At 43.2% G+C, this 24,593-nt stretch carries 20 protein-coding genes; 2 read left to right on the top strand and 18 right to left on the bottom strand.

All coding sequences use genetic code 11. The features are described 5' to 3' along the window. Nucleotides 1–2: 2 nt before the first annotated feature. Both NAF19_RS22110 and NAF19_RS22105 read left to right on the top strand, forming a co-directional pair. On the top strand, nt 3–917 hold the full coding sequence (locus NAF19_RS22110; RefSeq protein ID WP_252792520.1) for a hypothetical protein: 915 nt from the start codon (nt 3–5) through the stop codon (nt 915–917). Between the two features lie 11 nt (nt 918–928). Then, entirely contained in the window at nt 929–2,026 is a 1,098-nt protein-coding gene (locus NAF19_RS22105) for a glycosyltransferase family 4 protein (RefSeq protein WP_252792519.1), read from the top strand. Nucleotides 2,027–2,091: 65 nt separating this feature from the next. Here NAF19_RS22105 and NAF19_RS22100 read toward each other — a convergent pair whose 3' ends face one another. From NAF19_RS22100 to NAF19_RS22015, 18 genes are all read right to left on the bottom strand, one after another. Continuing rightward, a complete protein-coding gene (locus tag NAF19_RS22100; RefSeq protein ID WP_252792518.1) occupies nt 2,092–3,150 on the bottom strand; it encodes a glycosyltransferase family 4 protein in 1,059 nt (352 codons plus the stop codon). Beyond that, entirely contained in the window at nt 3,140–4,810 is a 1,671-nt protein-coding gene (locus NAF19_RS22095) for an ATP-binding cassette domain-containing protein (protein ID WP_252792517.1), read from the bottom strand. The genes NAF19_RS22100 and NAF19_RS22095 overlap by 11 nt, the downstream gene beginning before the upstream one ends. Before the next feature lie 205 nt (nt 4,811–5,015). Continuing rightward, nucleotides 5,016–5,789 carry an aquaporin Z gene (gene aqpZ, locus NAF19_RS22090; protein ID WP_252792516.1) on the bottom strand — a complete coding sequence of 258 codons (774 nt, stop codon included), beginning with the start codon at nt 5,787–5,789 and terminating at the stop codon, nt 5,016–5,018. A gap of 83 nt (nt 5,790–5,872) precedes the next feature. Further along, nucleotides 5,873–7,171: a sensor histidine kinase gene (locus tag NAF19_RS22085; protein WP_252792515.1), complete on the bottom strand. Its 1,299-nt coding sequence runs from the start codon at nt 7,169–7,171 to the stop codon at nt 5,873–5,875. Next, nucleotides 7,155–8,528 carry a sigma-54-dependent transcriptional regulator gene (locus tag NAF19_RS22080; protein ID WP_252792514.1) on the bottom strand — a complete coding sequence of 458 codons (1,374 nt, stop codon included), beginning with the start codon at nt 8,526–8,528 and terminating at the stop codon, nt 7,155–7,157. The genes NAF19_RS22085 and NAF19_RS22080 overlap by 17 nt, the downstream gene beginning before the upstream one ends. A gap of 122 nt (nt 8,529–8,650) precedes the next feature. Next, nucleotides 8,651–9,847: an ABC transporter permease gene (locus tag NAF19_RS22075; protein WP_252792513.1), complete on the bottom strand. Its 1,197-nt coding sequence runs from the start codon at nt 9,845–9,847 to the stop codon at nt 8,651–8,653. Nucleotides 9,848–9,877: 30 nt separating this feature from the next. Further along, the gene (locus NAF19_RS22070; RefSeq protein WP_252792512.1) at nt 9,878–11,107 is read right to left on the bottom strand and encodes an ABC transporter permease; all 1,230 of its coding nucleotides are present in this window, start codon (nt 11,105–11,107) and stop codon (nt 9,878–9,880) included. Between the two features lie 24 nt (nt 11,108–11,131). Beyond that, on the bottom strand, nt 11,132–11,800 hold the full coding sequence (locus NAF19_RS22065) for an ABC transporter ATP-binding protein (protein ID WP_252792511.1): 669 nt from the start codon (nt 11,798–11,800) through the stop codon (nt 11,132–11,134). Nucleotides 11,801–11,935: 135 nt separating this feature from the next. Further along, nucleotides 11,936–13,393, bottom strand: coding sequence for a TolC family protein (locus NAF19_RS22060; RefSeq protein ID WP_252792510.1), 1,458 nt, complete (start codon nt 13,391–13,393; stop codon nt 11,936–11,938). 91 nt (nt 13,394–13,484) lie between these two features. Beyond that, entirely contained in the window at nt 13,485–14,729 is a 1,245-nt protein-coding gene (locus NAF19_RS22055; RefSeq protein WP_252792509.1) for an efflux RND transporter periplasmic adaptor subunit, read from the bottom strand. A 310-nt stretch (nt 14,730–15,039) separates the two neighbouring features. Then, nucleotides 15,040–16,467, bottom strand: a complete 1,428-nt coding sequence (locus tag NAF19_RS22050; protein ID WP_370362910.1) for a phytoene desaturase family protein — start codon at nt 16,465–16,467, stop codon at nt 15,040–15,042. Further along, a complete protein-coding gene (locus NAF19_RS22045) occupies nt 16,467–17,255 on the bottom strand; it encodes an NIPSNAP family protein (protein WP_252792508.1) in 789 nt (262 codons plus the stop codon). The genes NAF19_RS22050 and NAF19_RS22045 overlap by 1 nt, the downstream gene beginning before the upstream one ends. Nucleotides 17,256–17,536: 281 nt before the next feature. After that, entirely contained in the window at nt 17,537–19,993 is a 2,457-nt protein-coding gene (locus tag NAF19_RS22040; protein WP_252792507.1) for a glutaminase family protein, read from the bottom strand. Nucleotides 19,994–20,113: 120 nt separating this feature from the next. Continuing rightward, nucleotides 20,114–20,878 (bottom strand): 3-keto-disaccharide hydrolase, encoded by a 765-nt coding sequence (locus tag NAF19_RS22035; protein ID WP_252792506.1) that lies wholly within the window; start codon nt 20,876–20,878, stop codon nt 20,114–20,116. Nucleotides 20,879–21,019: 141 nt separating this feature from the next. Further along, on the bottom strand, nt 21,020–21,895 hold the full coding sequence (locus NAF19_RS22030; protein WP_252792505.1) for a sugar phosphate isomerase/epimerase family protein: 876 nt from the start codon (nt 21,893–21,895) through the stop codon (nt 21,020–21,022). 67 nt (nt 21,896–21,962) lie between these two features. Beyond that, nucleotides 21,963–22,853, bottom strand: a complete 891-nt coding sequence (locus NAF19_RS22025; protein ID WP_252792504.1) for a hydroxypyruvate isomerase family protein — start codon at nt 22,851–22,853, stop codon at nt 21,963–21,965. 13 nt (nt 22,854–22,866) lie between these two features. After that, the gene (locus tag NAF19_RS22020; RefSeq protein WP_252792503.1) at nt 22,867–24,117 is read right to left on the bottom strand and encodes a nucleoside permease; all 1,251 of its coding nucleotides are present in this window, start codon (nt 24,115–24,117) and stop codon (nt 22,867–22,869) included. A gap of 36 nt (nt 24,118–24,153) precedes the next feature. After that, a complete protein-coding gene (locus NAF19_RS22015; protein WP_252792502.1) occupies nt 24,154–24,588 on the bottom strand; it encodes a c-type cytochrome in 435 nt (144 codons plus the stop codon). Nucleotides 24,589–24,593: the final 5 nt, after the last annotated feature.

Raw genomic sequence — 24,593 nt, 5'->3', positions numbered from 1 at the left:
AAATGGGATTAATAAACAAGCTTTTTTTCGACAATAAAAAAATACGGACGTTTTATATTACAAGGCTGCACCCGGCAGATGTTGAGGAAAAAGTTTACCTGAAAAATGGAACTTACCAGGCTGATATCACGGCTACCAACAGCATGATTTGCCTCGATCCGTTTTGTATGGCAGCCTGGTTACCTGCCGATGAGGCCACGTTAACCAGCAACCAGGAAGCACAAATTCACTTTGTTACCGGATGGAAGCTCAACGCCATCGTCTATGTTTCGCTTATTGAAAAAATACCTACCCCCAGCGGTGTGCTATTTTTATTTAAGGTTGAAAGTGTAAAAAACAACCAATTAACTACTTTGCACCGGCTGGTACTGTTTGCCTACTTTTTACGATCGAAAGCCAATACCTATCAAAGTCGCAGGGTTATCAGTGCAATGTATTCGTACCCGCGCAGTATCATTATCGTATCCTATAAAGACGACGGGTATTGCAATATTTTCCCGATGGATATACATGGCTACATACAACAGGAAGACATGTACATATTAGGCCTCCGAACCACCAATGTTACCCTCGACAAGATACTTGCCGCCAAAAAAGTAGTTGTTTGCGATACCAATGATGTTGATATTGAAACAATCTATAGCCTGGGCAAGCATTCCAGCAAATCGCCAACATCGCCGGCCCAATTACCTTTTAAAACGATACCGAGCGAACTGTTCAAATTCCCAGTGCCCGACTTTGTGGGTGCGTATAAGGAGATAGAAATCATCTCGAACAAAAAAATGGGCTACCACATGCTGATGGTCGGGCGTGTTCTAAGCAAAACGCAATTAAAAAGCAAACCATCATCGCTTTACCACGTTGGTTTTTTACAGTTTCAAAACAGTAAATACAAAAGTATTGACGGGCTATTTTAAAACACGGTTGTATGCTGTACGTATCCATAAGTTATAGTTATTCCCCCGGTTTTGACACGCCCGAAAGCTGGTTTAAGCGCACTGCCGGCTATGAGGGTATTTTTGAGCAACTGGCAAAAAACAACCAGGTAATCAGCCTTAAGCAAATTGACTATGAAGGAGATGCCATGCACAATGGCGTGGAGTATAAGTTTGTAAACTTAAACCGTAAAAAAACACATTTTCCCTTTAAACTAAACCGGTTTATAAAAAACCTAAAGCCGGACGTTGTAATAGTGCAGGGATTGCATAACCCGGTGCAATTGATATTATTACACCTCATCCTACCTAAGAAAACAAAGATAATAGCTCATCACCACGCTGAAAAACCAATGACCGGCTTAAAAAAATACGCGCAAAAGCTGGCAGACCGATTTACAGATGCCTACCTGTTTGCCGCGATGGATATGGGGTTGGATTGGGTAAGAAAAGGAAATATTTCTGCCTATTGGAAAATACAGGAAGTGATGGAGGTATCATCCAATTTTTATCCCATTGGTAGAGCTTTAGCCAGGAAGAAAACCGGGGCTACAGGCAGCCCGGTGTTTTTATGGGTGGGAAGGCTTAACGATAATAAAGACCCGCTGAACGTGGTAAAGGCCTTTTTAAAACATGCCAAAACCAACACAACCGTGCACCTATATATGATTTATCATACTGCGGAACTATTGCCCGCAATAAAGGAACTAATAGCTAAAAATGCGGGAGAACATAATATCACATTGGTTGGGCAGGTGCCCCACGATGACCTGCAGTACTGGTTTAACAGCGCAGACTTTTTGATATCGGGCTCACACTATGAAGGCAGCGGAACGGCGGTATGCGAGGCCATGTCATGCGGATGCGTACCTGTTGTTACGGATATACTTTCGTTCAGGATGATTGTTGACAATGGTAAATGCGGTGTACTGTACGAGGCCGGAAACGAAGCCGCGCTCTTAGCTGCTTTGAATAGCCTTGATAAATTAGATCTTAAAGAAAAACGGGAATTGTGTTTGAGTTATTTCAAAGAGAAGCTATCGTTTGGCGCAATAGCAAAGCGGATAGAAGAAATAGTAAAAGAGTTATAAGCGAATGAGGCTAATCTATGGTAGTTCGCTAACCGTTGAATCATCAGAATTTTGATCAGGAAATCTTAATCCACAAACAAACTAATCATATTTTTGGCGATTTGCTCAATCGAACACATCAACACCGGGTCGTGATCGAGTTTTTTATTCTTTAAAAGAGATAGCAAACGGGCGTTCATTTCTCCTTGTGATTTTACCACAAAATGATGACGATACTCCTTATCCATGGGTTTGCAGGATGATACGACTTGCGCACCACCGTACAACGCTTCGGATATAACTGCGCCAAAACCTTCGTACCCGGATGGGTGCAAAAAGATTTTCGATCGTTGCATCAACTTCAATACCTCTTTATGCGGCACTTCGCCCTTAAAGGTTATATTACCCTCTACCCCTTTTGCCCGGGCCATTGATATTAACGATTGCATTTCGGGCCCCTTGCCGCAAATTACCGCGTTGATGTTGGGAAAGTCCTCTTTCAGGTAAGCAATTGCTTCAATAAAAAGGTCATACTGTTTTAAAGGGATTAATGCCCCGGCTCCTAAAATATCTACGTCCCGTTTAGCAGGAGTTGTTTTAAATAACGAAGTGTCAATACCTACCGGGATAACATGAAGCGGTTTTACCCCATAATTTTTCTTCACTTCCCGCGCGACAAAATCAGATAAGGCTATCAGTTCATCGCCCTTCGGTTTTATCCATTTAAAATATTTATTCCGTTTCCTTGCGTCCTGCCCAAGCAGCCAACTATAATGCGCCAGGTGGTGTTTCTTCGCAAAACGACTACCCACAAATGCACACTCGCCAAACCAAAAGCTCAGCTGGCCTATCAGCCGATGTTCTTTGTGGAGTTTTTTCAGTATCAGCCAGGCTTTTATCCAGGTAACCAGGCGATAAATCCTGCCACGGTCTTTGCCTCCAATTGAAATTACTTTTACACCATGCCATTCATACTCAGCAGCAAAAAATGGGTATTGAAAAGTCAAAACTATAATATTAAGACCGGGGCAAATTTCCTTTAATGCTTTTACAAAGATTTGCTGCGGGGGCAAACATGCCGTATCCGACCTATCTTTCGGAAAGCCGGGACTTAAAATTACCAATGTTTGCCTTTTACTTTTCATCAATCGTTATTACTTTTTTACAATATTTAAGGCTGCTTTTATTATGAGTAATAAACAATATCATTTTACCCTGCGTGGTAAGCTGTTTCATTTGGGTAAGGATATCATTTTCCGACGCACTATCCATTTCGCTGAATGGTTCGTCCAGTATCAGTAAATCAAAATCGTGATACAGTGCCCTTGCCAGCATAACCCGTTGCCGCTGGCCACCGCTTATGTTTTTGCCATTTTCGGTAATTATCTTTTCCATCCCTTCCGGGTAATGTTCTACAAGCTTTTCAACACCGCTTAAAACGGCAGTTTCCTGTAACTTGCCGGGGTTATAACCGTTGTCAGAAAGGGTAATGTTTTTTATAATCGAATCGTTAATAAAAAATGGCTGCTGCTTTACATACGAAATGTGGCTGCGATAGGCAACCCGGTCAACGTCGCTGGTTTTGGTGTTATTAATGCAGATATTGCCGCCACCAGGAGTTAGAAAACCAAGCAAGAGATTAATAATTGTTGTTTTTCCTTTACCTGAATTGCCGGATACACCTACAAAATCGCCCGGTTTAATATCGAAGCTGAGATTATTTAAAACGGGATGATTTTTATAAGTAAAACTGATGCTTTCAAAAGCAATAGCGTTAACCGGTTCTACAGCGATGGTTTTCCGTGCCGATGACACGCCAGCTTCTGCCGGCAATAAATCTGCTAAGGTAAACTTGTAAGTTTTTATCTGCCCGCTACTGTTTAGTATTTTTACAATACCCGGTATAATTTTATATGCAGCGGCCATAAACACTCCGATGGTTACCATATTAACACCTGGTGCGCCGGGCGATAACTTGTTAATGATAACCAATATTAAAAAGCCCAGCACGGCAAAAACTTCCACCAGGCGCGATGGCAGGCTTTGCAAGGTTTGCTGGGTGGCAATGTTTTCATTCAGTTGATTTTGATAGCTGGAATAACGTTCCGAAAAAAACTCATTCTTGTCGTATACATTACTTTCTACGTAACCGGCCAGCGATTCGTGCAGGTGTTGCAGTGCTTTTTCGTTGGTTATTTTTATGCTGTCGCGAACATCTTTCAATCTTTTCCTGATGTACCATCCCAACAAAACGACAGGTGGTAACAGCAATAAAAAAAGCAGCAGGAATAATGTAGGGTGGTAAAACAAGATAGCTAGCACGGTAAAAGATATCAATATTAGCTGCGATACAATTTGCTGAACGTTGGTGAGTATGTAATGGCTAAATTCGATAGGTTGCTGACTTATTTGCCGGACCTGGACGGACGAATCTATACCTACAAACCGACCGTAATCGTCCGAAAGATAGTTAAGTAAATTCCGTTTGGAAAGCCTTGATGCCACATTGTAAAAAAAATGGTGTTGCGATTTTAAACCGATGTAGCCAAACAGGTTTTTTAAGCTAAAAAGGATAAAAAACACACCGATGAGCAGCAGTGAATCCGGATTTAGTAACAATTGTGGCAAGAACGAAAGCCTGATCTGCGTTGAATTTTTGGTATACAGGTTCAAAACAAAAAGCAGGGCTCCTAAAAACGCAATATCCAGCACACCAATAACAAGGTCGAAAACAATGAGCTTATACAGCTTCATCTTTTCCCTGCCATTTAAGATAGCCGAAATACCTGCTAATACTTGCTTCAATTGTTTTAGGGGTGATTGGGTTAAAACCTACAATCACATTACGCGGGGATACGGGGATTGGTTGCCTGCGAACCGGGATTAAGCGGATTTGAGGGATTTGTTAATGTCTGAACCATGATTTACCTGATTTTAGGATTACCTGATGCTTAGCATCACGTTAATCTTTTAATTCTTTATCATGGTTCAGACAAAATAAACGGGGATACTATACCCTGTTTATCGATATATCTTCGTGAACTTCAACAGTTTTGCTCACAATGCTTTCTTTTTGTTCCATAACACCTTTCCAGAAACCGGCAGCTACGAGGCCGCCAAGTATCGGGGCAACCACAAACAACCATAACTGGTTGAGCGCTTTTCCACCTGCAAATATTGCGGGGCCAAGGCTGCGGGCAGGATTTACTGACGTGCCTGTGATTGGGATTACCACTAAATGGATTAACACCAGCGATAAACCTATAGCCAGGCCAGCCATTGCCGGGTTTGCGCGTTTGGCAGTAGTTCCATAAATAACCACCAGGAACAGGAATGTAAATACAGCCTCTGCAATAAATGCTGATTGGGTTGAATATTTACCCAAGTAGCCTTCACCCCAACCGTTGGCGCCGAGGGCATACTCGCCCATCGAAAAGCCGGGTTTGCCGGACAGCAACAAATACAATACGCCCGAAGCAAAAACGGCACCGATACATTGCGAAATCACATATCCCACACAATCTTTAACACTTAGTTTGCCGGCAGCCAGCATGCTAATGGAAATGGCGGGATTAATGTGGCAACCGGAAATTGGACCGATTGTATACGCCATAACCACAACACTTACACCAAAAGCAAGTGAAATACCTAACAGACCGATACCCGAAGGTGGAATTCCCGGGTCAGAAGCGCCTGCAATAACCGCGGCGCCGCACCCGAACAGTACAAGGCAAAATGTGCCGATGAGTTCGGCTACGTACTTGGTTGAAGATTTAGTTTCCATAATTTATCAAAAGATTAGGTTTTAAATTAATTAAATATAACCAACTAATTTTCAATTATGAAAGCCCTGCATTAAATAAAATATTAAGTAAATAATATGGTAAAGTCGGTTTTCTTAGCAGTTACGGTTTTTAACGAGAACTCAAAACCATGATTAACCAGTATTTCGCGCACCAGCGTAAGCCCTATCCCCTGCCCATCTTTCTTGGTACTAAAAAACGGTGAAAATAAATTGGCCGTTTGTTCAGCATTAATACCAGGGCCTGTATCTGAAATAGTGACACTATTTTTGTAGGCTGTTGTAATTAGAGTTATAGTCCCGTTTTTGTCAATTGCCTCAATGGCGTTTTTTACAATATTTATTAACACCTGCTCCATTTGCTGCTCATCGGCCATAATTTTCAATGGGCCATCCGCCAGCTTTAATTTAAATTCGATATCGTTGTCTTTTGCTTTAACCCCCATAAGCATCACAACAGAATTTAATAATTGATGCATGTCAATAGGTTGTTTGTTGGGTGGCGGCAGCTTCACCAAATCAGCAAAGTTGCGCATAAAAAAATTGAGGTTTTGGTTCCTGTCCATGGCTACCTGCAACGCATCCTTCAGCACATTAAACTGGTGACCTTCCCAAAGTTTATCCGTTTTTAATGCTGACTGCATTATCGAATTAACCGGGCCAACCGTATTATTTACCTCATGCGCCATCATCCGTATCACTTTACCGTATACATTTTTCTCAGCGGCTACAATCTCGGCGGTCAAATCTTCAATCATAATAAAATGCCGCGAAAATCCGCGGTCCACAAAGTGCGATTTTTGCAGTTTATAAGTATTGATACCATCTGCCTTAACCAGTACAGTTTCACCCGATGCTAGCAATTTTATCTGCTGAAGCAACGGATGCTCTTGTCTATCGACTGGGTAGTTAAGCACCTGTTTGGCTTCGATACCGAAAATCTGTAAGGCTTTGGGATTTATTTGCTGCACGTTATCGTCAAAATCTAAAATGACAATACCTGTGGGCGAGGTAAAAATTAGCTTCTCTAAAAAAAAGTGCTGCTGCTCTTGTCGGGTACGCTCGGTGCGCAACTCGTCCATCATTTGGTTATAAACGTCAATCAGCTGGTCGATTTCGTGCTTACCCGTGGAGAGGAATTTCACATTAAAATCGCGGTCTTTTATAGCTTCTACGCCCTGCATGAGGGTTTTGAGCGGCTGTATCAATTGCCTGTAAAGCTGTATAGCAATAACAATTGAGATGATTACAAATACTTCGGATGCGATAAACCAGACCTTATCCTTAAAAATAAACCAGGTAAGCGTAAGGGCAACCAGGTGGATAATTACCACGAACAGGATATATTTAGTCCTCAGCTTCATCGTAAGGGATTTGGTATTTATCCAGCCGCCGGTACAGCGCACTGCGGGTAAGGCCCAATGATGCCGCTGCTTTTGCCACCCTGTTTTTGTGGTGTTCCATTGCCCGCTTTATCATTTCAACCTCTACTTCCTCCAATGTTAAAGTACCGATGCCCGGCAGTTGGATATTCCCCTTTTTTACCGGCGAAAGTTCCAGTTGGGTGCGAAAATCGTCGATATCCAACTCATCATTTTTACTTACCAAAATAGTTCGCTCCACGATATTTTTTAGCTGGCGGATATTACCGGGCAAAGGCAATTGCTGCAGCCATTTCATAGCGTTGGCGGCTACAGATAGCGACGGACGGTTATAAATTTCCTTTAGGTTATCGATAAAATAGTTTACCAACAGGGGGATATCTTTCGGCCTGTCGCGCAGGGCAGGCAAGTAAATAGTAATTAGGTTAATACGGTACAGTAAGTCCTCTCTGAAAGTAGCCTTATTAACCATTTCCTCCAAACTTTTGTTGGTAGCGCAAACCACGCGCACATCTACAGATTTAGTGCGGCTGCTGCCCAGTACTTCGTAAGTCCTGTCCTGTAATACACGTAAAAGTTTTACCTGGCTGCCGGCATCAAGGTCACCTATTTCATCTAAAAAAATGGTGCCTTTATTAGCCATTTCAAAGCGGCCCACCCTGTCGAACCGCGCATCAGTAAACGCCCCCCGCACATGGCCAAACATCTCACTTTCAAACAACGAGGTGGATATACCACCCAAATTTACTTTTATGAAAGGCTTATTGCGGCGCAAGCTGTTTTGGTGGATAGCTTCGGCAATTAGTTCTTTACCCGTACCGCTTTCACCCATTATCAGTATTGATGCATCTGTGCCTGCCACCCGACCTATCGTTTCCAAAATATTCAGCATTTTGGGGTCCTCGCCAATTATATGCTGAAAGTTGTAGGTTTTATCAAGCTGTTTGCGGGTATGGTGTTCGGCCTTTTTCTCATTCAGATCAATCAGTGTTTTTACCGATTGCAGCAAATGGTCGTTGTTCCAGGGCTTATTGATAAAATCATTGGCCCCGGCTTTCATGCCCTGTACGGCAAGTTCGATACTCGCCCAGCCTGTTATCAATATAATGGGAATAGCAGCATTTATTTGCTTGATCTGCCCCAAAAGCCGCATCCCTTCTTTACCAGATGTATCGTTGGAAAAATTAAGATCGAGGATAATCAGCTCTGGCTCGTTTTTTTTTATCAGCTTGATTGCTTCAACAGGGCCGGCACAATCCGCAGCAGTATAACCCTCGCCGGTTAGTAACAGGAGCAGTGAGGTGCGTACGGCAATATCATCATCAATTACTAATATCATAATTTAGTACAAGTATAATTAATCTGAACCGGGATTAAACAGATTTTGGGATTTATCAGATTTCGGCGAATGGCGGCCGCAATCCAGGGAATCCTTTCATCCGCTTAATCCTGATTCAGGTTCTACTCTTCGTGCAGTGCCACCGCCGGATAAATCGCAGCAGCCTGCTTACCAGGATAAAGCGAACATAAAAACACCAGCAGGTATATAAATATAATAGCAACAGCCATCGCCACCAGGTAGATGCCTGCCGCTAAGTCAAATACATTAAGCAATGGCATCTGCACTGCAAAAAATGTTCCCAGGATTAGGGACAGTGTCGCCAATATCATCGACTCTGCTATCAATTGCCATGACACCGAACTTCCTGTTGCACCCACAGCCCTGCGTAAACCAATTTCACCGCGGCGTTTGTTAATATTATACCATAGCACCCCGAATAAACCCAGCGCTACGTTGATGATTAAAAACCCGCCTACAATAATCAACACTATCATTGGCACAAGGGTAAAATAATTGGCATCTACCCGCTTGTTTGTAAGGTGCTCTATCTCCACATTAGAGTTTTTCATATAATTGGCCATTGTTTTGTATAGCCGGGCCTCAAAAGCAGCGGTGGCACCCTCATTAACCCGCACCACAATTTTGCCAAGCGAACGATAAGAGCCTGTATCTGTACGGTGATAAACGGCATAACCTGCCGGTGCGTAGTCACCTTTTGCCTTGATACCTTGTATTACGCCTATAACTTTCATTAGCTTTTTGTCGTGACCGGGCTGGTCGCCGTCGCCAATTAGTTTGCCCACTGCCTGGCCGGTTCCAAAAAATTTCTCTTTTAAATCTGAACTGATAATAATAGGCTGGTTTTTTGCAACTATATCGGCCTTATTAAACCAACGGCCTTCCAGCAATTGCGTTGTCATGGTACGGTCGTAGGTATCGTCAACAGTATACTGGTTTACTCCCCCTACCTGCATGCCTTTGTAGTTTGCTCCCCCTTGCCAGGTGTTTTGTAAAAAAGGAACATTATCGCTGCAATAGCTTATTTCCTTAACACCTGGCAATGCCCTTAAATTCTGGCTCAGCGTTTCATAATAGGTATCAAGCGAATCGGTATTAGTTGTTTTAAAGGAGTTATTATAGCTTATTACCCAAACGTTTTGATATTCAAAACCCATTGGCTTTTTATAATTATTGTAATAGTACACCAGCAGGGTAAACACCGCGAAGAGTACCAGGAATGAGAATAATATCTCGGACATCAATAAAAAGTTTTGTTTCTTTTTATTCCATATCAGTTTAAATAAATGCTTGAACATAATATCTTAATTTAAATGATTTGACAATTTTTATTGCGCTTTTAACGCGGTTACTACATTCAATTTCGACATGCGCCAGGCCGGGTAAACACCCGACAGCAGGCCAAAAAAGAAACATATCAGCAAGCCAATACCAAGCACCGTAAAGTTTAGCGTTAATACCAGGTTAGGTATAAGGTTGGCGCCGTTTAACACCTGCAACGCTATTACAGACAATACCACGCCTATAAGGCCGCCTAACAACGTGAGTATAATATTCTCCACAATAAACTGGTAAACCAATGTGCGTGATGATGCACCGAATGCTTTGCGTACCCCTATTTCCGATGACCGTTCCATAATGCGCGTTATGTTGATGTTCACCAGGTTAAGCGTTGGCAGCAGCATTACCAGCAGGGTAAATATGCTAATGGCTGTTAGCGCTATGGTCACTCCGGAATTTGTTTCATCGCCGGTATCAACATAGGAGCGTATGTATGTATCTGCATGGCAGTATATTTTGAGAACGTCCTTGCTGGGCAGCGGCAACCTTTTTACCATATCTTCAAATTCGTCGTGCATTTTAGGTAAATCCGCGCTTGAATTTGCCAGCAGGACGCCGAAAAAACCGCCCTGGTAACCTTTGTCTTTCCTAAAATCGGTCTTGGCCACGGTGTAAGGCAGGTAAATATCGCTGTACAGCATGTAGGTTGTTATCGGCACATTTTTCACCACACCGGTAACGCGATATTTCACGTTGTCGGCTTCAATCAGCTTACCTACTACTGATGATACATCCCCAAAATATTCACGTTTCATATCTTCCGATATCACGGCAACCTTGTCGGCATTATCAGTTTGTTGCCTGGTAAAAGCTTTGCCTTCGGTAAACTCGTACTCCATAACATCCCAATATTCGGCATTGGTGTATTTGTAGTTAACAGCAATCTTCTTGTTGTTCACATACGTATTAGTACCGCTAAAGCCTGATGAGATCGCCATTTTTACAGGCGTTTTTAGTGTCCGTACGTAGTGGTCTAAAAAATAATACGACGACGGCCCAGAGCTTCGTCCGTCCTTGTAGGATAATTGAATCCGCGAAACGTACAATGAGCGATCGCGCTTTTTGTCGGGGTAGCTGTCACCAACAACTTTGTCAATAAATGCGGTGAGCACCAGCAATATGGTAAGCGTAAAGCTGATGCCAAACAGACTGATAAACGTGAAGAATTTTCTGCGGCGCAATACCGCTATGGCTATTTTAAAATAATTTTTAAGCATGATCTTAATTTTTAGGCTGATGAATTACTGTACCTGCGAACCATCAAATAAGCGGACCAACCGGTGGGTTTTATGCGCCATGTTTTCATCATGCGTAACCATTACTATGGTGGTGCCGTCGTTTTGGTTAAGCTTCATCAGTATGTCCATAATCTCATTACCCATAGCACTGTCAAGGTTACCAGTCGGCTCATCGGCCAATATAATTTCCGGGCGACCAACAATTGCTCGTGCTATAGCTACCCGCTGTTTTTGTCCACCAGACAACTGATTTGGGAAGTGTTTAACGCGATTAGCCAGCCCCACTTTTTCCAGGGCTTCAGTAGCTAGTTGTCTGCGTTCTTTGGCTGATACCGACGAGCGATAAAGCAAAGGCAACTCAACGTTGTCCAATACCGCCAAATCATTTATCAGGTGGTAACTCTGGAAAATGAAGCCCAGCTTTTGGTTGCGAAAATTCGCCAATTGCTTGTCGTTCAGCTTATCAGTAGTTTGGTCGGCTATTTTGATATTGCCTTTTGAAGGCGCGTCAAGCAACCCCATAATATTTAGCAATGTACTTTTACCGCAACCCGAGGGGCCCATTATCGACAGGAATTCGCCTTTGGCTATATTTAGGCTGATGCTGTTGAGCGCCAGTGTTTCAACTGTATTGGTGCGGTATACTTTTTCGATGTTTTGTAACGATATCATATTTGTTTAATTAGTGAATTAGTGAGAGGTGAGTTGTTAATGGTGAATTGTTATTGTGTTACTGTTATATTGTTTTATATATTGTTTTATTGTTAATTGCTTTTACCTTTCAGCTTTCGCCTTTTACCCTTCCCCTCATTTATAGGTTATTTTCTCATTTTTTTCAAAATCATAAAGCGACAGATAGCGCAATTGGTAATAGGCGCTCCAAAAGTCGCGGAGTGATTGTACGTAGTCGCGTTTGGCCTGGTCGTTTTCCTGGAAGGCAATGCTGAGATCGGTGATGCTGAGGTCGCCTAAAACATAGCGTTCGCGGGCTATTTTATATTTTTCAGATGCAATGCTGTCTGCTTCGGCGGTTAGTGCCAGTTGGTCCTTCATCACATTAAACAGCGACACTTGGGTAACTATCTGCTGTTTAAATGTCTGCTTATCCTGCTCAACCGAGTATTCGGTAAATTTCTGATTGGCCTCTGCGGTTTTTATTTTTGCTTTCGAGCGGCCCCAGTCCAATACGGGTATTGAAAACTGCAGTTCTACCAGTTGTTGAGTTTGCGCATTCCGGTAAATGCCCGGTATATTTTTAGCAGAGTTAGATGTACCGATGTTCGCGGTCAGGGTGGCGGTTAAACCTGTTTGGCCATGCGCCAGGGCAACATCACGTTTGGCTTCGGCAATGCGGCGCATAAACGCAATGGCATCCGACCGGTTGGCAAAGGCCTCAGCTAAAACTCTATCGGCAGTTACACTCATCTGGCTGATGGTTTCGGGCACCTGCAGCACAATTTTTTCGTCGCCCTCCTGCCCTATGTAGCTGCGCAGGTTGAGGGTAGCTATTTCCATATCGCGTTTGGCTGTACCTACTGCCTTGCGGGCATTTAGTTGTTCTAGCTGTAGTTGCAGTATTTCGTTTTTTGAGACTTTGCCCAAATCAAATTTCAGGTTGGCAATCTTCAATATTTTTGCGGTGTTGGTTAAATTAGCTTCAGCGGTTTGCAGGTTTACCTGTGCCAGCAGCAAATCGAAAAAGTAGCCGGTAACCGTTATAGATATGTGTTCCTGTTCCTCTATATAAGCCTGTTTGCTTACAGTGAAGAGTAACGGCTGAATTTTTTTGTCCCATTTTAACGCGTTAAACTGTCCCAACGGCTGACTAAAACCTATTGCATACGGCACGCCGTTGTACAAAACGCTGTTACGATCAAAATCGTCGAAGCGCTGCAAATTGGTTTGCCCGTAAATAGTGGCGCCTGTGCCTGTAATGCTCTGGCTAAAATTTAGTGTTAACGAAGAGTTGTCGTAGTGTATGGGCTGAAACACAATGGTACCATCCGGCTGAACCACAGGTGTGCTTGTTTTGCTATAGCCCGGCAAGTTTCCGCTCAGCGAAAGCTGCGGCTGATAGTTTGATTTAAACGTGCGCCATTGCCAGTACTTGGTTTCGCGTGTTGTGATGGCCTGCTTGGCCGCGATGGAGTTATCCTTCGCCATTGCAACCACCTCTTTTAAAGTGAGCCGCGTTGAGTCAGGCCCTCCGCTACCGAAAGCATTATTGCTCAAGATCAGAAGTATTATTGAATATAGAATTTTCATTTTTTCTTAACTAAGATTTTAAAATCGGGTGGCCAGAGGCTTTTTTGCGCCTAATTAATCTCTAATCAACTAACCTCTAATCAACTAACCCTCAATTCACACTTATCTCCTTTGAATTTTTATACTCGCTCATATCCGAGTTGATGACTACATCGCCGGGTTTAACGCCATCTTTTATCTCCACATAATCAAAATTTGTAAGGCCGATGTGGACGGTACGCCGCTCGGCTTTGCCATTGCTCAATACGAATATGTCCTGCAACTCGGGCCCTTTAAATGCAGGTCCGTTTGCAACACGCATAATATGGTTGCGGGTGGCTGTAACCAGGTAAACTTCCACCTTCATATTGGGACGCAGCTGCTTGTTGTTACGCTCATCCAGTTGGATATCGAATGAGATGATGCTATTTTGAATAGAAGGCGATACATTTACTACATGCCCGCGCAATTGCACCTCGTTTATTAGCACTATAACGGGCAGGCCTGTGTGCAGTTGGTCCATTGAGTTATCAGATATGCTGCCCTGCACTTTAAAGCTGCCCAAATCGGCTATTCTCGCCAGCGACTCTCCTTCCCGTACATTAGCACCTATGTTTTTGTTTACATAAGTAACCACACCCGAGCGGGTTGCTACAATATTTGCCAGGCTTAGCTTGCGCTGCAGGGCGTTTAAATCGCTGCTTAAAATATCGGCTGCAATTTCGGCCTCCTTTATTTCAATCTGCATGGTTTGTTGCTTGTTTTTTACCTCATTTTCCAATTGCTTCTTTTCAAGTTGTGCAACTTTCAGGTTCAATTCGGCCTGTTCAATACCTTCGCGGGTACCGCCACCTGCTTTAAACAGGCGTTTGGCATTTTCAACTGCATCGGCCAGGTTATCGATACGCAGTTTTTTGATATCGTTGTTCGACTGGATGTCGTAAAAACTTTTATTCAGGTCGAGTTTCAATTTCTTAATCTCGTTCTGTTTCGACTCCAGTTGAAATTTAAGCTTGTCATAATCTGTCTCGGTGGCCGATTTGTCAAGGGTGAGTATAGATTGCCCGGCGTTAACTTTATTACCGGCATCCATAATCACTTTCTTTATCGATGCATTAATGGGGCTGGTTAATATTTCTTCAAATTCAGGCAATACCTCGCCGGTGGCATTCAGTGTATTTTCGATGTTGCCGGTTTCCACAACAGCGGTGGTTATCTCCGATTTTTTTATGGACGATTTTAACGTCGCCCGTAATATCCATATCAAACCAAAAACAACTGCTGCAATTATTAATACGATTACAATTGTTTTTCTTTTTCTTTGTGATGTAACCTCTTGTGTGATTTCTGTATCCATTATAGTACTATGTATAGCATAGTTATATACAATCACCATACCAAAGCTAAAACACTAGTAAATAACAGTTTAAGATTTTTTAAAATTAATTTTTTGTCCGATATCGGACAAAAAGTTCGGAATCGGAACCGTTGATTGGGAATGATTGCGTTGATTTCGGCAATTCCCTTTTGGCGTAACTTAAATCGGTTTCATAGATATAGCTTGTTACGCCGAATATTGCTGCAATAAACTAATCACAGCCAATTATATAAATTAACTTAAAAATAAAAAGGCTATAAAATCAGCGAAATTAACGTGATCACAAAAATCAAAGGTCTAAATCAGCGACAATCTTTTTCGCCGCGTTATATCCGCACATTCCATGCACACCACCGCCGGGAGGAGTTGATGAGGAGCACATATAAATACCTTTCGCAGAGGTTTTGTAAGGTGACCAACGCAGTGCCGGGCGGGTAAATAACTGGCCAAGGTCTATAACGCCGCCGTTTATGTCGCCGCCGATGTAGTTGGGGTTATATTCCTGCATTTGAGCAGAATTCATGGTGTGGCGGGCCAGTATAACATCTTTAAAACCGGGCGCATAGCGCTCAACCTGGTTTTCGATGATCCCGGTCATGTCTTCTGTCGATCCGTTTGGTACATGACAATAGGCCCAAACAGAATGTTTGCCATGCGGGGCCCGGGTTGGGTCGGAGATGCTTGGCTGCGCCATTAACACAAAAGGCTTTTCAGGATGTTTGCCGTTCCATATTTGTTGTTCGCCATCGGCTATTTCTTCAAAGGTGTTACCCAGGTGCACGGTCCCCCCTTTACGGCATTCTTCGGCTTTAAACGGAATCGGACCATCCAGTGCCCAATCAATTTTAAAAACACCGGGGCCGTAACGGTATCGTTCCAGTTGCCATTTGTATATCGATGAAAATTTATGCCCGGCAATTTGCAGCAATTGCTTTGGCGTTACATCAAACAAAAACGCGTGTGCCGATGGTAATTGCTGTAATGATGTGATGTAAGTATTGGTTTCAATCTTGCCCCCCAACGAAACAAAGTAGGACTCCAACGCATTGGCGATCTGGTTGGAGCCGCCTTTAGGAATTGGCCAGCCTTTTAAATGCCCGTTAGCCATCAGCACCAGTGCAACGGCCGAAGTAGCTAAATTGGATAAAGGCTGTATAGAATGCGCCGCCATACCGGCAAATAGCGCCCTTGCCTGCGTTGTTTTAAAACGGTTAACCAAATGCGATGCCGAAGTTAAAGCCGGCAGGCCAAATCTTGCCATCAACAAAGGGTGCTTCGGAAAATGCAACGGTCCTAATACGTCAGGCGCAATTAAGGGCCAATCCGTGACTACAGGTTTTATTAATTTGAGATATGCTTCCTCGTCTGCACCGAGCCCTGCAGCAGTTTCCTCAGTAGTGCCTTTTAATATCGCCGCTGTACCATCATCTAAGGGATGCGCACAATCTATTTCCGGATAAATATATTCGAGCCCGTGCAAGCTCAAAGGCAATGTTCCGAAAAAAGGTGATGCAGCAGCCAGCGGGTGCACTGCCGAACAGATGTCGTGTTTAAAGCCAGGCAGCGTAAGTTCGGCAGTACGAAGGCCGCCACCGATTGTTGGCTTACCTTCAAGCAATAGGACCGATAGGCCTTTTTGCTGCATAAAAATAGCAGCAGCAAGGCCGTTGGGCCCCGAACCAACTACGACCACATCGTAATCGCGTTTTTCCAGCATCAAAAATCCGAATAGTCTGTTGGGTGCAAAAATATAGCATCAATGTGAGATACATTGTTTTGATATTCCGGCTTTGCTGAAAGTGTTTTCCAGTACGGGTCATTACCGAAAGCCTTCCAAAGCCTGTCGTGGTCGGCCATGCTGTTAAAGGTAATCATGTACATCAAGTTCGGCATGTGGGCGCCGGCCAGAACTTCGGAATAAAACACAGCGTTAAAGCCGAGCCTTTTAAACAACGCCACTTCGTCGCCATCATTAAACATCTTTACTTTGTTGATGTTCTGCTTTTCAGTAGCACTTTCATAGCTGCGCAATTCATAAATCCTGTCGGCTTTTTTTGCGGTTAGCTGGGGCACATCAGCATATAACATTTTCGGAAAAGCACCCAATAGAATTGTTTCCAGGCGCGTGAAAGGTGCATCGTTGTAAACTGCATCGATAAAATCTTTCCCGTCGGCCAGATATTGCTGATCGGCGGCTAAAGCCAAATCAACTTTCTTTATTTGGTCGAACGTTTTGTAGGGAATAAAAATATAAATGCGTTTGCCAAGCGTATCGCCGGCAACAGGCTTAAATACACCTACGTTTTTAATACCAGCACGGTGCATGGCCGGCAAATAGGCGTTTTGCAGGTAATTATCCGTGCGGGTTTGCTGTGCATCCGTTTTAAAGTGATAAATTTTTAGTTGGTAATAGTAGCCTTCGGCGGCTTTTACCAGGTTGCCCGCGCAAATCAATATCAAAAAAAGAAAGGTGAAACGGGCAAGGAAAATGTAATTGGGACGCATAAAATTCAGTTTTTAAAATAAAGGTGAATTTACCGCTTTAAGGCAGATTAAATGAAGTGTATCGAAAAAATCTTTAGTTATGTTTCCAGGGAATAAACTTTCGGTTGTTATACGGCACGCAGGTACATTCCAATTACTCCCCGTACATCCAAATCGCTTAGTACAATGCAAACAAAAGGGATAACAAACTATTAATTTGTTATCCCTTTTAAAAAAATGCGCGGCGAAGTTATTGCATTATCACTTTCGGGGCCGCAAAACATAGCGCCCCTGTGATGAAATTATTTCACCCATTTTGTTTCCAAAAGCTTCATAAAATAGCCGCCCACAACACTACGCGCCTGGAAGCCCACCATTTTGCCGTTGGTGGTTTCGTGCCAATCGCTCAAAGGGACGCGAGTTGGTGTTTCAGTTGCGTATTTGTAAACAGGGTCAATTAATGCCTTAAAGTCCTTTTGGTTGTCGGCTAAAGCCGCAGTCCATAGTATCCAGTCGGATTTTGTATAGGTTTTACGGCTATCAAGCGGCAGGCCAAATTCGTTTTGTTTGGTTAAGTAATAGTCAATTTCATTTTTGTAAACTGCAGGCGGGAATAAGTTCAAGCCCAGCACTTTATCCCATACCAGGTTATATTTCTGGCTCCAGGTATCTTTCTTTTCAAACACCAGCGAGTAATGGTCGCCGGCATCCGCAAGTTTTTGCCAGCGGTTAGCCATATCAACAGCAATCGCTTTATATTTTTGTGCGATTGCTTTTTGTCCGAGTTTATCAGCTAAATCAGCATAGGCTCCAAGCGCAACTATCGCCTTAACAGATAAGTTTGCGTTGCGGGCCAGGTGGCCGGCAAAATCGTCGGTGCAAAGCTGGTTGCCCGGATCGAAGCCATTTTCGCTTAAATAATTGGCCCAGGTACTTAAGGTTTTCCAGTGCTTTTTCGCATACGAAGGATTACCATCAGCCTTTGCAATAGCGGCCGTCAGGATTATCATATTACCCGATTCTTCAACCGGCATATTTTCGCCATAAGTCTGGCCATTTGCAAGTGGGTAGGTGCCTAAATCGTGCGCTGCAAAATCGTGCCCCCAGGCTTTGCTTTCGCAATAAAAAAAGATGCCATTTAACATACCTTCCAGCAACCGCGGATTGTAAATTAAATATAAAGGCGCTGAGGGGTAAGTAACATCAACCGTGTTGATAGAACCATTGCTAAAGTTTTCTTTTGATAAGAACAATATGGTCCCCTGCGGACTTTTAAGCAATTGATGTGCGGCAATACTTTGACGGTAGCCCATCACGCATAAATCTGCATAGTTTTTACCGCCCGATTTCATTGCCGCACTGTACATGCTATGGTTAAAGGCGTCGCATTTTTGCATAACTGAAGTATACTCAGTAGCAGCTGTGTTTAACTCCGTTTCAATAGTTGCCCCGGTGGTTTTCCACCATGGCTTTAAGTTTTGTTTGAAGTATTGAACAGAGTAAAGGTCATCATAACCTAACTCGATAAACTTATCTTTTGCGGTTGCACCAATGCTGCCAAAATCAAGTACAGTGTTTAAGGATAATTGACGGCCTTTTGTAACGACAGCATTTGTCCCCTTAGCCAAAAACGAATTTACTGCTTCGCTTTGCTGGGTTATGTACTGAACCGCGCCGGTTGGGTTTGGAACAGCCACGTACATGTAACCCCAATCAATGCGAAGGTCATCCCCCTTTTTCTGCAAAACGGGCTGGGCAACAGTCCCGGCTTTTAAAATGGACAAAGTTTTTGTAAGATACTTTTGCGCGGTTACCTCCTGCGAAGGGGTATTAACCGCCACAGCTGTTGAAGCGCCGAAAAACACTTTTACGCTATGGTTTTTACCGTCGTTTGATTTTACCTTATAACTTACGTACGATACCGGCCTCGAGAAAATCGCCAAATCGTTCATTAACAGTGGGGAAGTGAAGGTAACCTTAATATCTACACCCACGCACTCAAAATCATAGATAGTTTGTGTGGCATTCATGGTTACTGCCTTTTGTTTCGCCAGCAAAACTCCGGTTGGCTTGGTTTTCACTTCGTTTAACAGGCCGGCATCAAGCCATGCACCACCTGCAGTATTGGTGCAATGCATAGCTAATACATTTTGCCCTTTAACAAGTTTATCCTTAAATTTTTCTTTCAGCGGGATCAACTTAAAATCACTTGTCCACCCAACTACGCTGTATATTTTTTCACCGTTCAAATAAACATCTACATTGTCATCATGGTACAGTTTCAAAATCAACCTGTCAATATTCAGGTCGTTTACAACAAAAGTGCGCCTAACCCAAATATCTTTACTTGTCCAAACAGTTTTAGCTTGTTTTTTATCATCAGTAAAAGGCGCCCCGCCAGTTTGCCATTTACTGTCGTCAAATTTCGTGTCCGACCAGTTTTTTCCGGGGGCAATCAGGGTGTATTGGCAATTGTAGCCGTGTTCGTCTGAGGCAGGCAACACCGTTGTATAGGCAGGTACATCTTTGCCTAAAAAACGATAAACAGTATTGTCAACCTTAATCATCCCCATCAACGACTGGTCTTTACCCGTCCAATGTCTTGTGGGATGCGCGTTCAGGCTGTCCGTCATCGACCATATACTGAAATAGGTATTGTGTGTAATTAAAGGATAAGCCGGGGCTTTTGTAACCTGGGCATTAACTAAATTACAGGCAAAAGCCAGCATCAATAATGCTATCAAATATTTTTTATTCATAATGCGTAGAAAATAGATTCAAGAAACAAGAGCCAAGAATCAAGACAGAAACGAAGATAGCAAATTCCCGCTAACCTCCTTTCTTGACTCCTGGCTCTTGACTCCCGGTTCTCTAAAAAATTATAGTTCTCTTACCCAAATATTGCGGAAGCTAAGGGGTTCGCTTTTGTCGCCGTGGGCTTGCAGCTTTATAGGGGCCGCGCCATGTTTTTTGTACTCGGGTTTGCCAATGTATAAGGTCGGGCCCCATAGTTCAAAATTATTTTCAACCAATACGCCGTTGTATATAACAGTAACGTGCGCTTTGGTTTTTACAGTGCCATCCTCATTAAATGTGGGCGCGTTCCAGATTACATCATAAGTTTGCCATTCCCCATTTTTACGTGCCGGGTTTGCCAGCGGAACAGCCTGCTTGTAGATACTGCCCGCCATACCGTTCGTGTAGGTTTTGTTATTGTATGAGTCTAAAACCTGTAGTTCATATCCTGCATCGCCGTCGCCAATCGAGGCTAAAAATACACCGCTGTTACCGCGTGCCTGCCCGGTACCTTCAAGGGTTGTAGGTTCGCGCCATTCTATATGCAGCTGGTAGTTAGTAAATGCTTTTTTAGTTTCGATATTGCCGTAGTGTTTGTTCACCGTTAATATGCCATCCTTCACGTCCCATTTGGCAGGTGATTTATCATTGTTCTGTACCCACTGGTCCAGGTTTTTACCATCGAACAAAACAATGGCGTCTGATGGGGCGTCGCCTAACATTTTGCCGGGGGTTACTACCGGTGGCACCGGAGTGTAAATTTCGGTATCTTCAGGTTTTGCCTGCTGTGCGTTTGCGATAAAAAAGCTGCCGGTTAATGCAGCTGTAAGTATTATTGAGTATTTCATATTTTAGGAATTTAACGATTTAAAAATGATTACACCGATTGGTAATTTATTAAGTTGATTGAGTCAGCAGAAGTAAATTGGGGAGTTATGTACATAAAAACTTAATCAACAAAATCTAACCTAAACAACTCCATCAACTATTTACACGTGCAATACATTCTTAACATAAGCTGCACTTTCGGCAATACTAACGTAAGGGTCTATATTAGTAAAGTTTTCCTGTTCAACAATAAAGTGTTTCAAGCCCGCTTCTTTCGCATGCATCATTATTGTTTTAAAGTCGATGCTGCCTTTGCCAATTTCGGTGTTCAGGTCGGTTTGTTTTTTGTCCCGGTCCTTAATATGGCATAATGCGAACCTTCCCGGATGTTGTTTAAATAGTTTCACCGGGTCCTGTCCCGCGCGTACCACCCAGAAAATATCCATTTCCATATGTACCAGCTTTGCATCAGTCTCTTTTAAAATGGTGTCGTAAAAAGTTGTACCGTCTACCGGTTTCCATTCAAAATTGTGGTTGTGATAGCCCAGTTTCAAACCCGCTTTGCCGCAAATTTCGGCTGCCTTGTTCATCTTTTCGGCTATCTTTTTAAATGAATCGGCACTTTTCAATGCTTCGCCATTAACTGATGGGATCACTATGTAACTCATGCCGGTAGCATTAGCAGCAGCGATATTATTTTCAAGCTCAGTGGTTTTACCTTGCAGTAAAAATTCGTCCATACCGAAGTGACCACTTGGCGTTTTGAGGCCATTGGCTTTCAATACGTCGCTGAATGCTTTAGCATCCAAACCCCAAAAGCCGCCCTGTTTTGAATATCCAAACGTTTCTACTTCCCGATATCCTGCAGCTGCGATCTTCGCAATCACACCTTTGGGGTCCTTCGGTAATTGGTCGCGCAAGCTGTACATCTGCAAGCCAACTATACGGTCTTTATTTGCCAATAATAAATTCGGCGCTATCATTAGCCCAGCTGACAACATGCCTGCCTGAGTTAAAAATTTTCTTCTTGTAGTCATAGGTTCTTTTGTTGTATAGAGTGCATTAGTTGTATTTAGTTTAATTGGCTAATTCACAGTTTCTCCACTAAACGTCGCAAATCTGAATGGCTTTCCTTAACGATGCTATTTTATCCGGGTTCTTTGGCACAAACTCCTGTCCTACATATCCTTTAAAGCCTGTGGCAACAATGGCGCGCATTACTGCCGGGTAATAAAGCTCCTGGGTGTCGTCAATTTCGTGGCGACCGGGTATACCTCCTGTGTGGAAGTGAGCTATGTATTTGTGATGATCCGTTATGTTGCGGATGATATCACCCTCGTCAATCTGCATGTGGTAAATATCATACAGCAGCTTGAAATTATCAGAGCCTATTCTTTTGCAAAGTTCGGCACCCCACGATGATTTGTTGCACTGGTAGTCTTTATGATCTATTTTACCGTTCAGCAACTCCATACATAGCACCACTTTGTGTTTTTCAGCAAGCGGAAGTAATTTTTTTAGCCCGGCTTCGCAATTTTTCCATCCTGTTTCATCATCCTTACCACGACGGCTACCGCTGAAGCATATCAAGTTGGTGTAACCATTTTTGGCGACAAGCGGAATCATATCGGTGTATTGTTTTATCAATCTTTCATGAAACTCGGTATCACCGAAACCATCAGTCAGGTTAATTTCAGCACCGTTGCACATAGGCGAATACATGCCGTGCTTTTGCAGCGTAGGCCAGTCTTTGGGGCCGCAAAGGTCAATACCGGTTATTCCAATTTCTTTGGAAGTAACGCAAAGTTGATCGAGCGTTAGCTCGCTATAACACCAAGGCGACACTGAATGGTTGATGTTACCCTTCAGCTTAAATGCTGCCTGTTGCTCTTTTTCTTCTGTTGTGAATGATGATAGCATACCTGTTGCGGTGATAGCTGCGGTACCGGCAACGATATTTTTTATTGCCGACCTTCTGTTTTGATTAAATGCCATAAATTGGTTTGGTTTATATTTCTGTTTGTGCAGAAGGCTCTTCAATATCGAGGCCCGGTTTTAATTGAATTTGATTCTTATCTTTAAAAAATAAAAGGAAAATCACCATTACAGCGGCCGCAATGCCACCCGGAATTAACCAGATTGTTTGCCAGTTATGCGATGTTGCTGATGTTTTCCAATGGTCAACAATAGGGCCCGACAGGTAGAAACCTATCAGCATACCCACTCCATAAGTGGCTAGTGTAATAAAGCCCTGTGCGGCGCTTTTAAAGCGATCTCCTGCAAGATTGTCGGTATAAATCTGACCCGTTACAAAGAAAAAATCGTAACAAACACCGTGTATTACTATACCTGCTACCAGCATCCAATAACCATTACCCGCATCGCCGTAAGCGAAAAGCACATATCGAAGTGCCCAGGCAAGCATGCCCATCGCCAGCATTTTCTTAACACCAAGGCGAACGAAGAAGAAAGGCATTGCCACCATAAAGGCAAATTCGGAAACCTGTCCAAGCGATTGTACACCTGCTGCCCGCTTCATCCCTACCTCGTTGAGGAAAGGATTGGTAAAATTGTAATAAAAAGCAAGCGGAATACAGATAGCAACTGATGCGAGGAAAAACACCAGGTATGAACGATTTTTAAGCATTCCAATCGAGTCGAGACCAATAATATCTCCGAATGTAGTTTTCTGGCCTTTTTTTGCGGGTGGCGTTTCGGGCAGGGTAAAACTTAAAAAGCCGAGTATTACCGATGCAATAGCGGCCATTTTAAAGGTTAATACCAGTGTACCGCTCTGCTCCCAGCCTAACCATCCTATAATTACGCCCGCAACTATCCAACCAAGTGTGCCGAATACACGGATCCACGGAAACTCTTTGCTGGGGTTAAGCATTTGCTTAAACGAAACTGAATTTACCAACGCCAGCGTAGGCATGTAAATCACCATATAGGCTAAAATTCCAGGATAGAACGCATCGAACTTTTGTACGGTGGTTACATAAAACAATAGTGCCGCGCCCAGGAGATGTAGTACTCCCAATATTTTTTGTGCTGAAAAATATCTGTCGGCAATAAGGCCTATTATAAATGGCGCTATAATTGCGCCAAGTGCTTGCGTTGCATAAGCTCCCGCATTTTGCGTTCCCGTTGCATTTAAGTTTTTTATTAAATAAGTTCCCATCGTTACAAACCATGCTCCCCAAATAAAAAATTCGAGGAACATCATTGCCGATAGCTTAACCCTGACGGTTGCGGTCATGTTTGGTAGTTTAGTTGGCGTTAAAATTAACGGCGCTTATTTTTTAAGCGATAAAATGTATTTCACCATTTCTTTCGCGTCATCAACCTTTAAAGTTGGGTGCGCCGCCATAGGGATATTGCCCCAATGACCGCTGCCGCCTCTGATTACTTTGTTTGCCAATGTATCGATATTAGCTGCGGTTGGTGGATATTTGGCAGCTATATCTTTTAGCGCCGGGCCAACAACCTTCACGTCGGCTTTGTGACAGGTGTTGCAATCTAAGCCGGCCATTAGTTTAGCGCCGGGAGCTAATTCGCCCGAAGTACCGCTGCTGCCTGTTTTATTGGCGCTGGTATCGGCATTTGGTTCCTGGGTTTTAGCTGTTTGATCGGCCGCTTTAGCTGTGTCGGCACTGCCTCCTGATTTTGAACTGCCGCCACACGCTGATATTACTGCGCAAATAAATAGTACTGCAAAAACTTTTTTCATTGTTG

Source organism: Mucilaginibacter flavidus, from assembly GCF_024055575.1.
Lineage (GTDB): Bacteria > Bacteroidota > Bacteroidia > Sphingobacteriales > Sphingobacteriaceae > Mucilaginibacter > Mucilaginibacter flavidus.
The sequence above is the reverse complement of the archived record's forward strand: the minus strand, read 5'-3'. Positions and strand labels throughout refer to the sequence as shown.

Excerpts from the sequence above, each read along its gene's own strand:
- NAF19_RS22085 (WP_252792515.1), bottom strand. The coding sequence starts at position 7,171 with ATGAAGCTGAGGACTAAATATATCCTGTTCGTGGTAATTATCCACCTG.
- NAF19_RS22070 (WP_252792512.1), bottom strand. The coding sequence starts at position 11,107 with ATGCTTAAAAATTATTTTAAAATAGCCATAGCGGTATTGCGCCGCAGA.
- NAF19_RS22080 (WP_252792514.1), bottom strand. The coding sequence starts at position 8,528 with ATGATATTAGTAATTGATGATGATATTGCCGTACGCACCTCACTGCTC.
- NAF19_RS22035 (WP_252792506.1), bottom strand. The coding sequence starts at position 20,878 with ATGAAATACTCAATAATACTTACAGCTGCATTAACCGGCAGCTTTTTT.
- NAF19_RS22030 (WP_252792505.1), bottom strand. The coding sequence starts at position 21,895 with ATGACTACAAGAAGAAAATTTTTAACTCAGGCAGGCATGTTGTCAGCT.
- NAF19_RS22065 (WP_252792511.1), bottom strand. The coding sequence starts at position 11,800 with ATGATATCGTTACAAAACATCGAAAAAGTATACCGCACCAATACAGTT.
- NAF19_RS22020 (WP_252792503.1), bottom strand. The coding sequence starts at position 24,117 with ATGACCGCAACCGTCAGGGTTAAGCTATCGGCAATGATGTTCCTCGAA.
- NAF19_RS22015 (WP_252792502.1), bottom strand. The coding sequence starts at position 24,588 with ATGAAAAAAGTTTTTGCAGTACTATTTATTTGCGCAGTAATATCAGCG.
- NAF19_RS22040 (WP_252792507.1), bottom strand. The coding sequence starts at position 19,993 with ATGAATAAAAAATATTTGATAGCATTATTGATGCTGGCTTTTGCCTGT.
- NAF19_RS22105 (WP_252792519.1), top strand. The coding sequence starts at position 929 with ATGCTGTACGTATCCATAAGTTATAGTTATTCCCCCGGTTTTGACACG.
- NAF19_RS22050 (WP_370362910.1), bottom strand. The coding sequence starts at position 16,467 with ATGCTGGAAAAACGCGATTACGATGTGGTCGTAGTTGGTTCGGGGCCC.
- aqpZ (WP_252792516.1), bottom strand. The coding sequence starts at position 5,789 with ATGGAAACTAAATCTTCAACCAAGTACGTAGCCGAACTCATCGGCACA.
- NAF19_RS22045 (WP_252792508.1), bottom strand. The coding sequence starts at position 17,255 with ATGCGTCCCAATTACATTTTCCTTGCCCGTTTCACCTTTCTTTTTTTG.
- NAF19_RS22055 (WP_252792509.1), bottom strand. The coding sequence starts at position 14,729 with ATGGATACAGAAATCACACAAGAGGTTACATCACAAAGAAAAAGAAAA.
- NAF19_RS22025 (WP_252792504.1), bottom strand. The coding sequence starts at position 22,853 with ATGGCATTTAATCAAAACAGAAGGTCGGCAATAAAAAATATCGTTGCC.
- NAF19_RS22110 (WP_252792520.1), top strand. The coding sequence starts at position 3 with ATGGGATTAATAAACAAGCTTTTTTTCGACAATAAAAAAATACGGACG.
- NAF19_RS22075 (WP_252792513.1), bottom strand. The coding sequence starts at position 9,847 with ATGTTCAAGCATTTATTTAAACTGATATGGAATAAAAAGAAACAAAAC.
- NAF19_RS22060 (WP_252792510.1), bottom strand. The coding sequence starts at position 13,393 with ATGAAAATTCTATATTCAATAATACTTCTGATCTTGAGCAATAATGCT.
- NAF19_RS22100 (WP_252792518.1), bottom strand. The coding sequence starts at position 3,150 with ATGAAAAGTAAAAGGCAAACATTGGTAATTTTAAGTCCCGGCTTTCCG.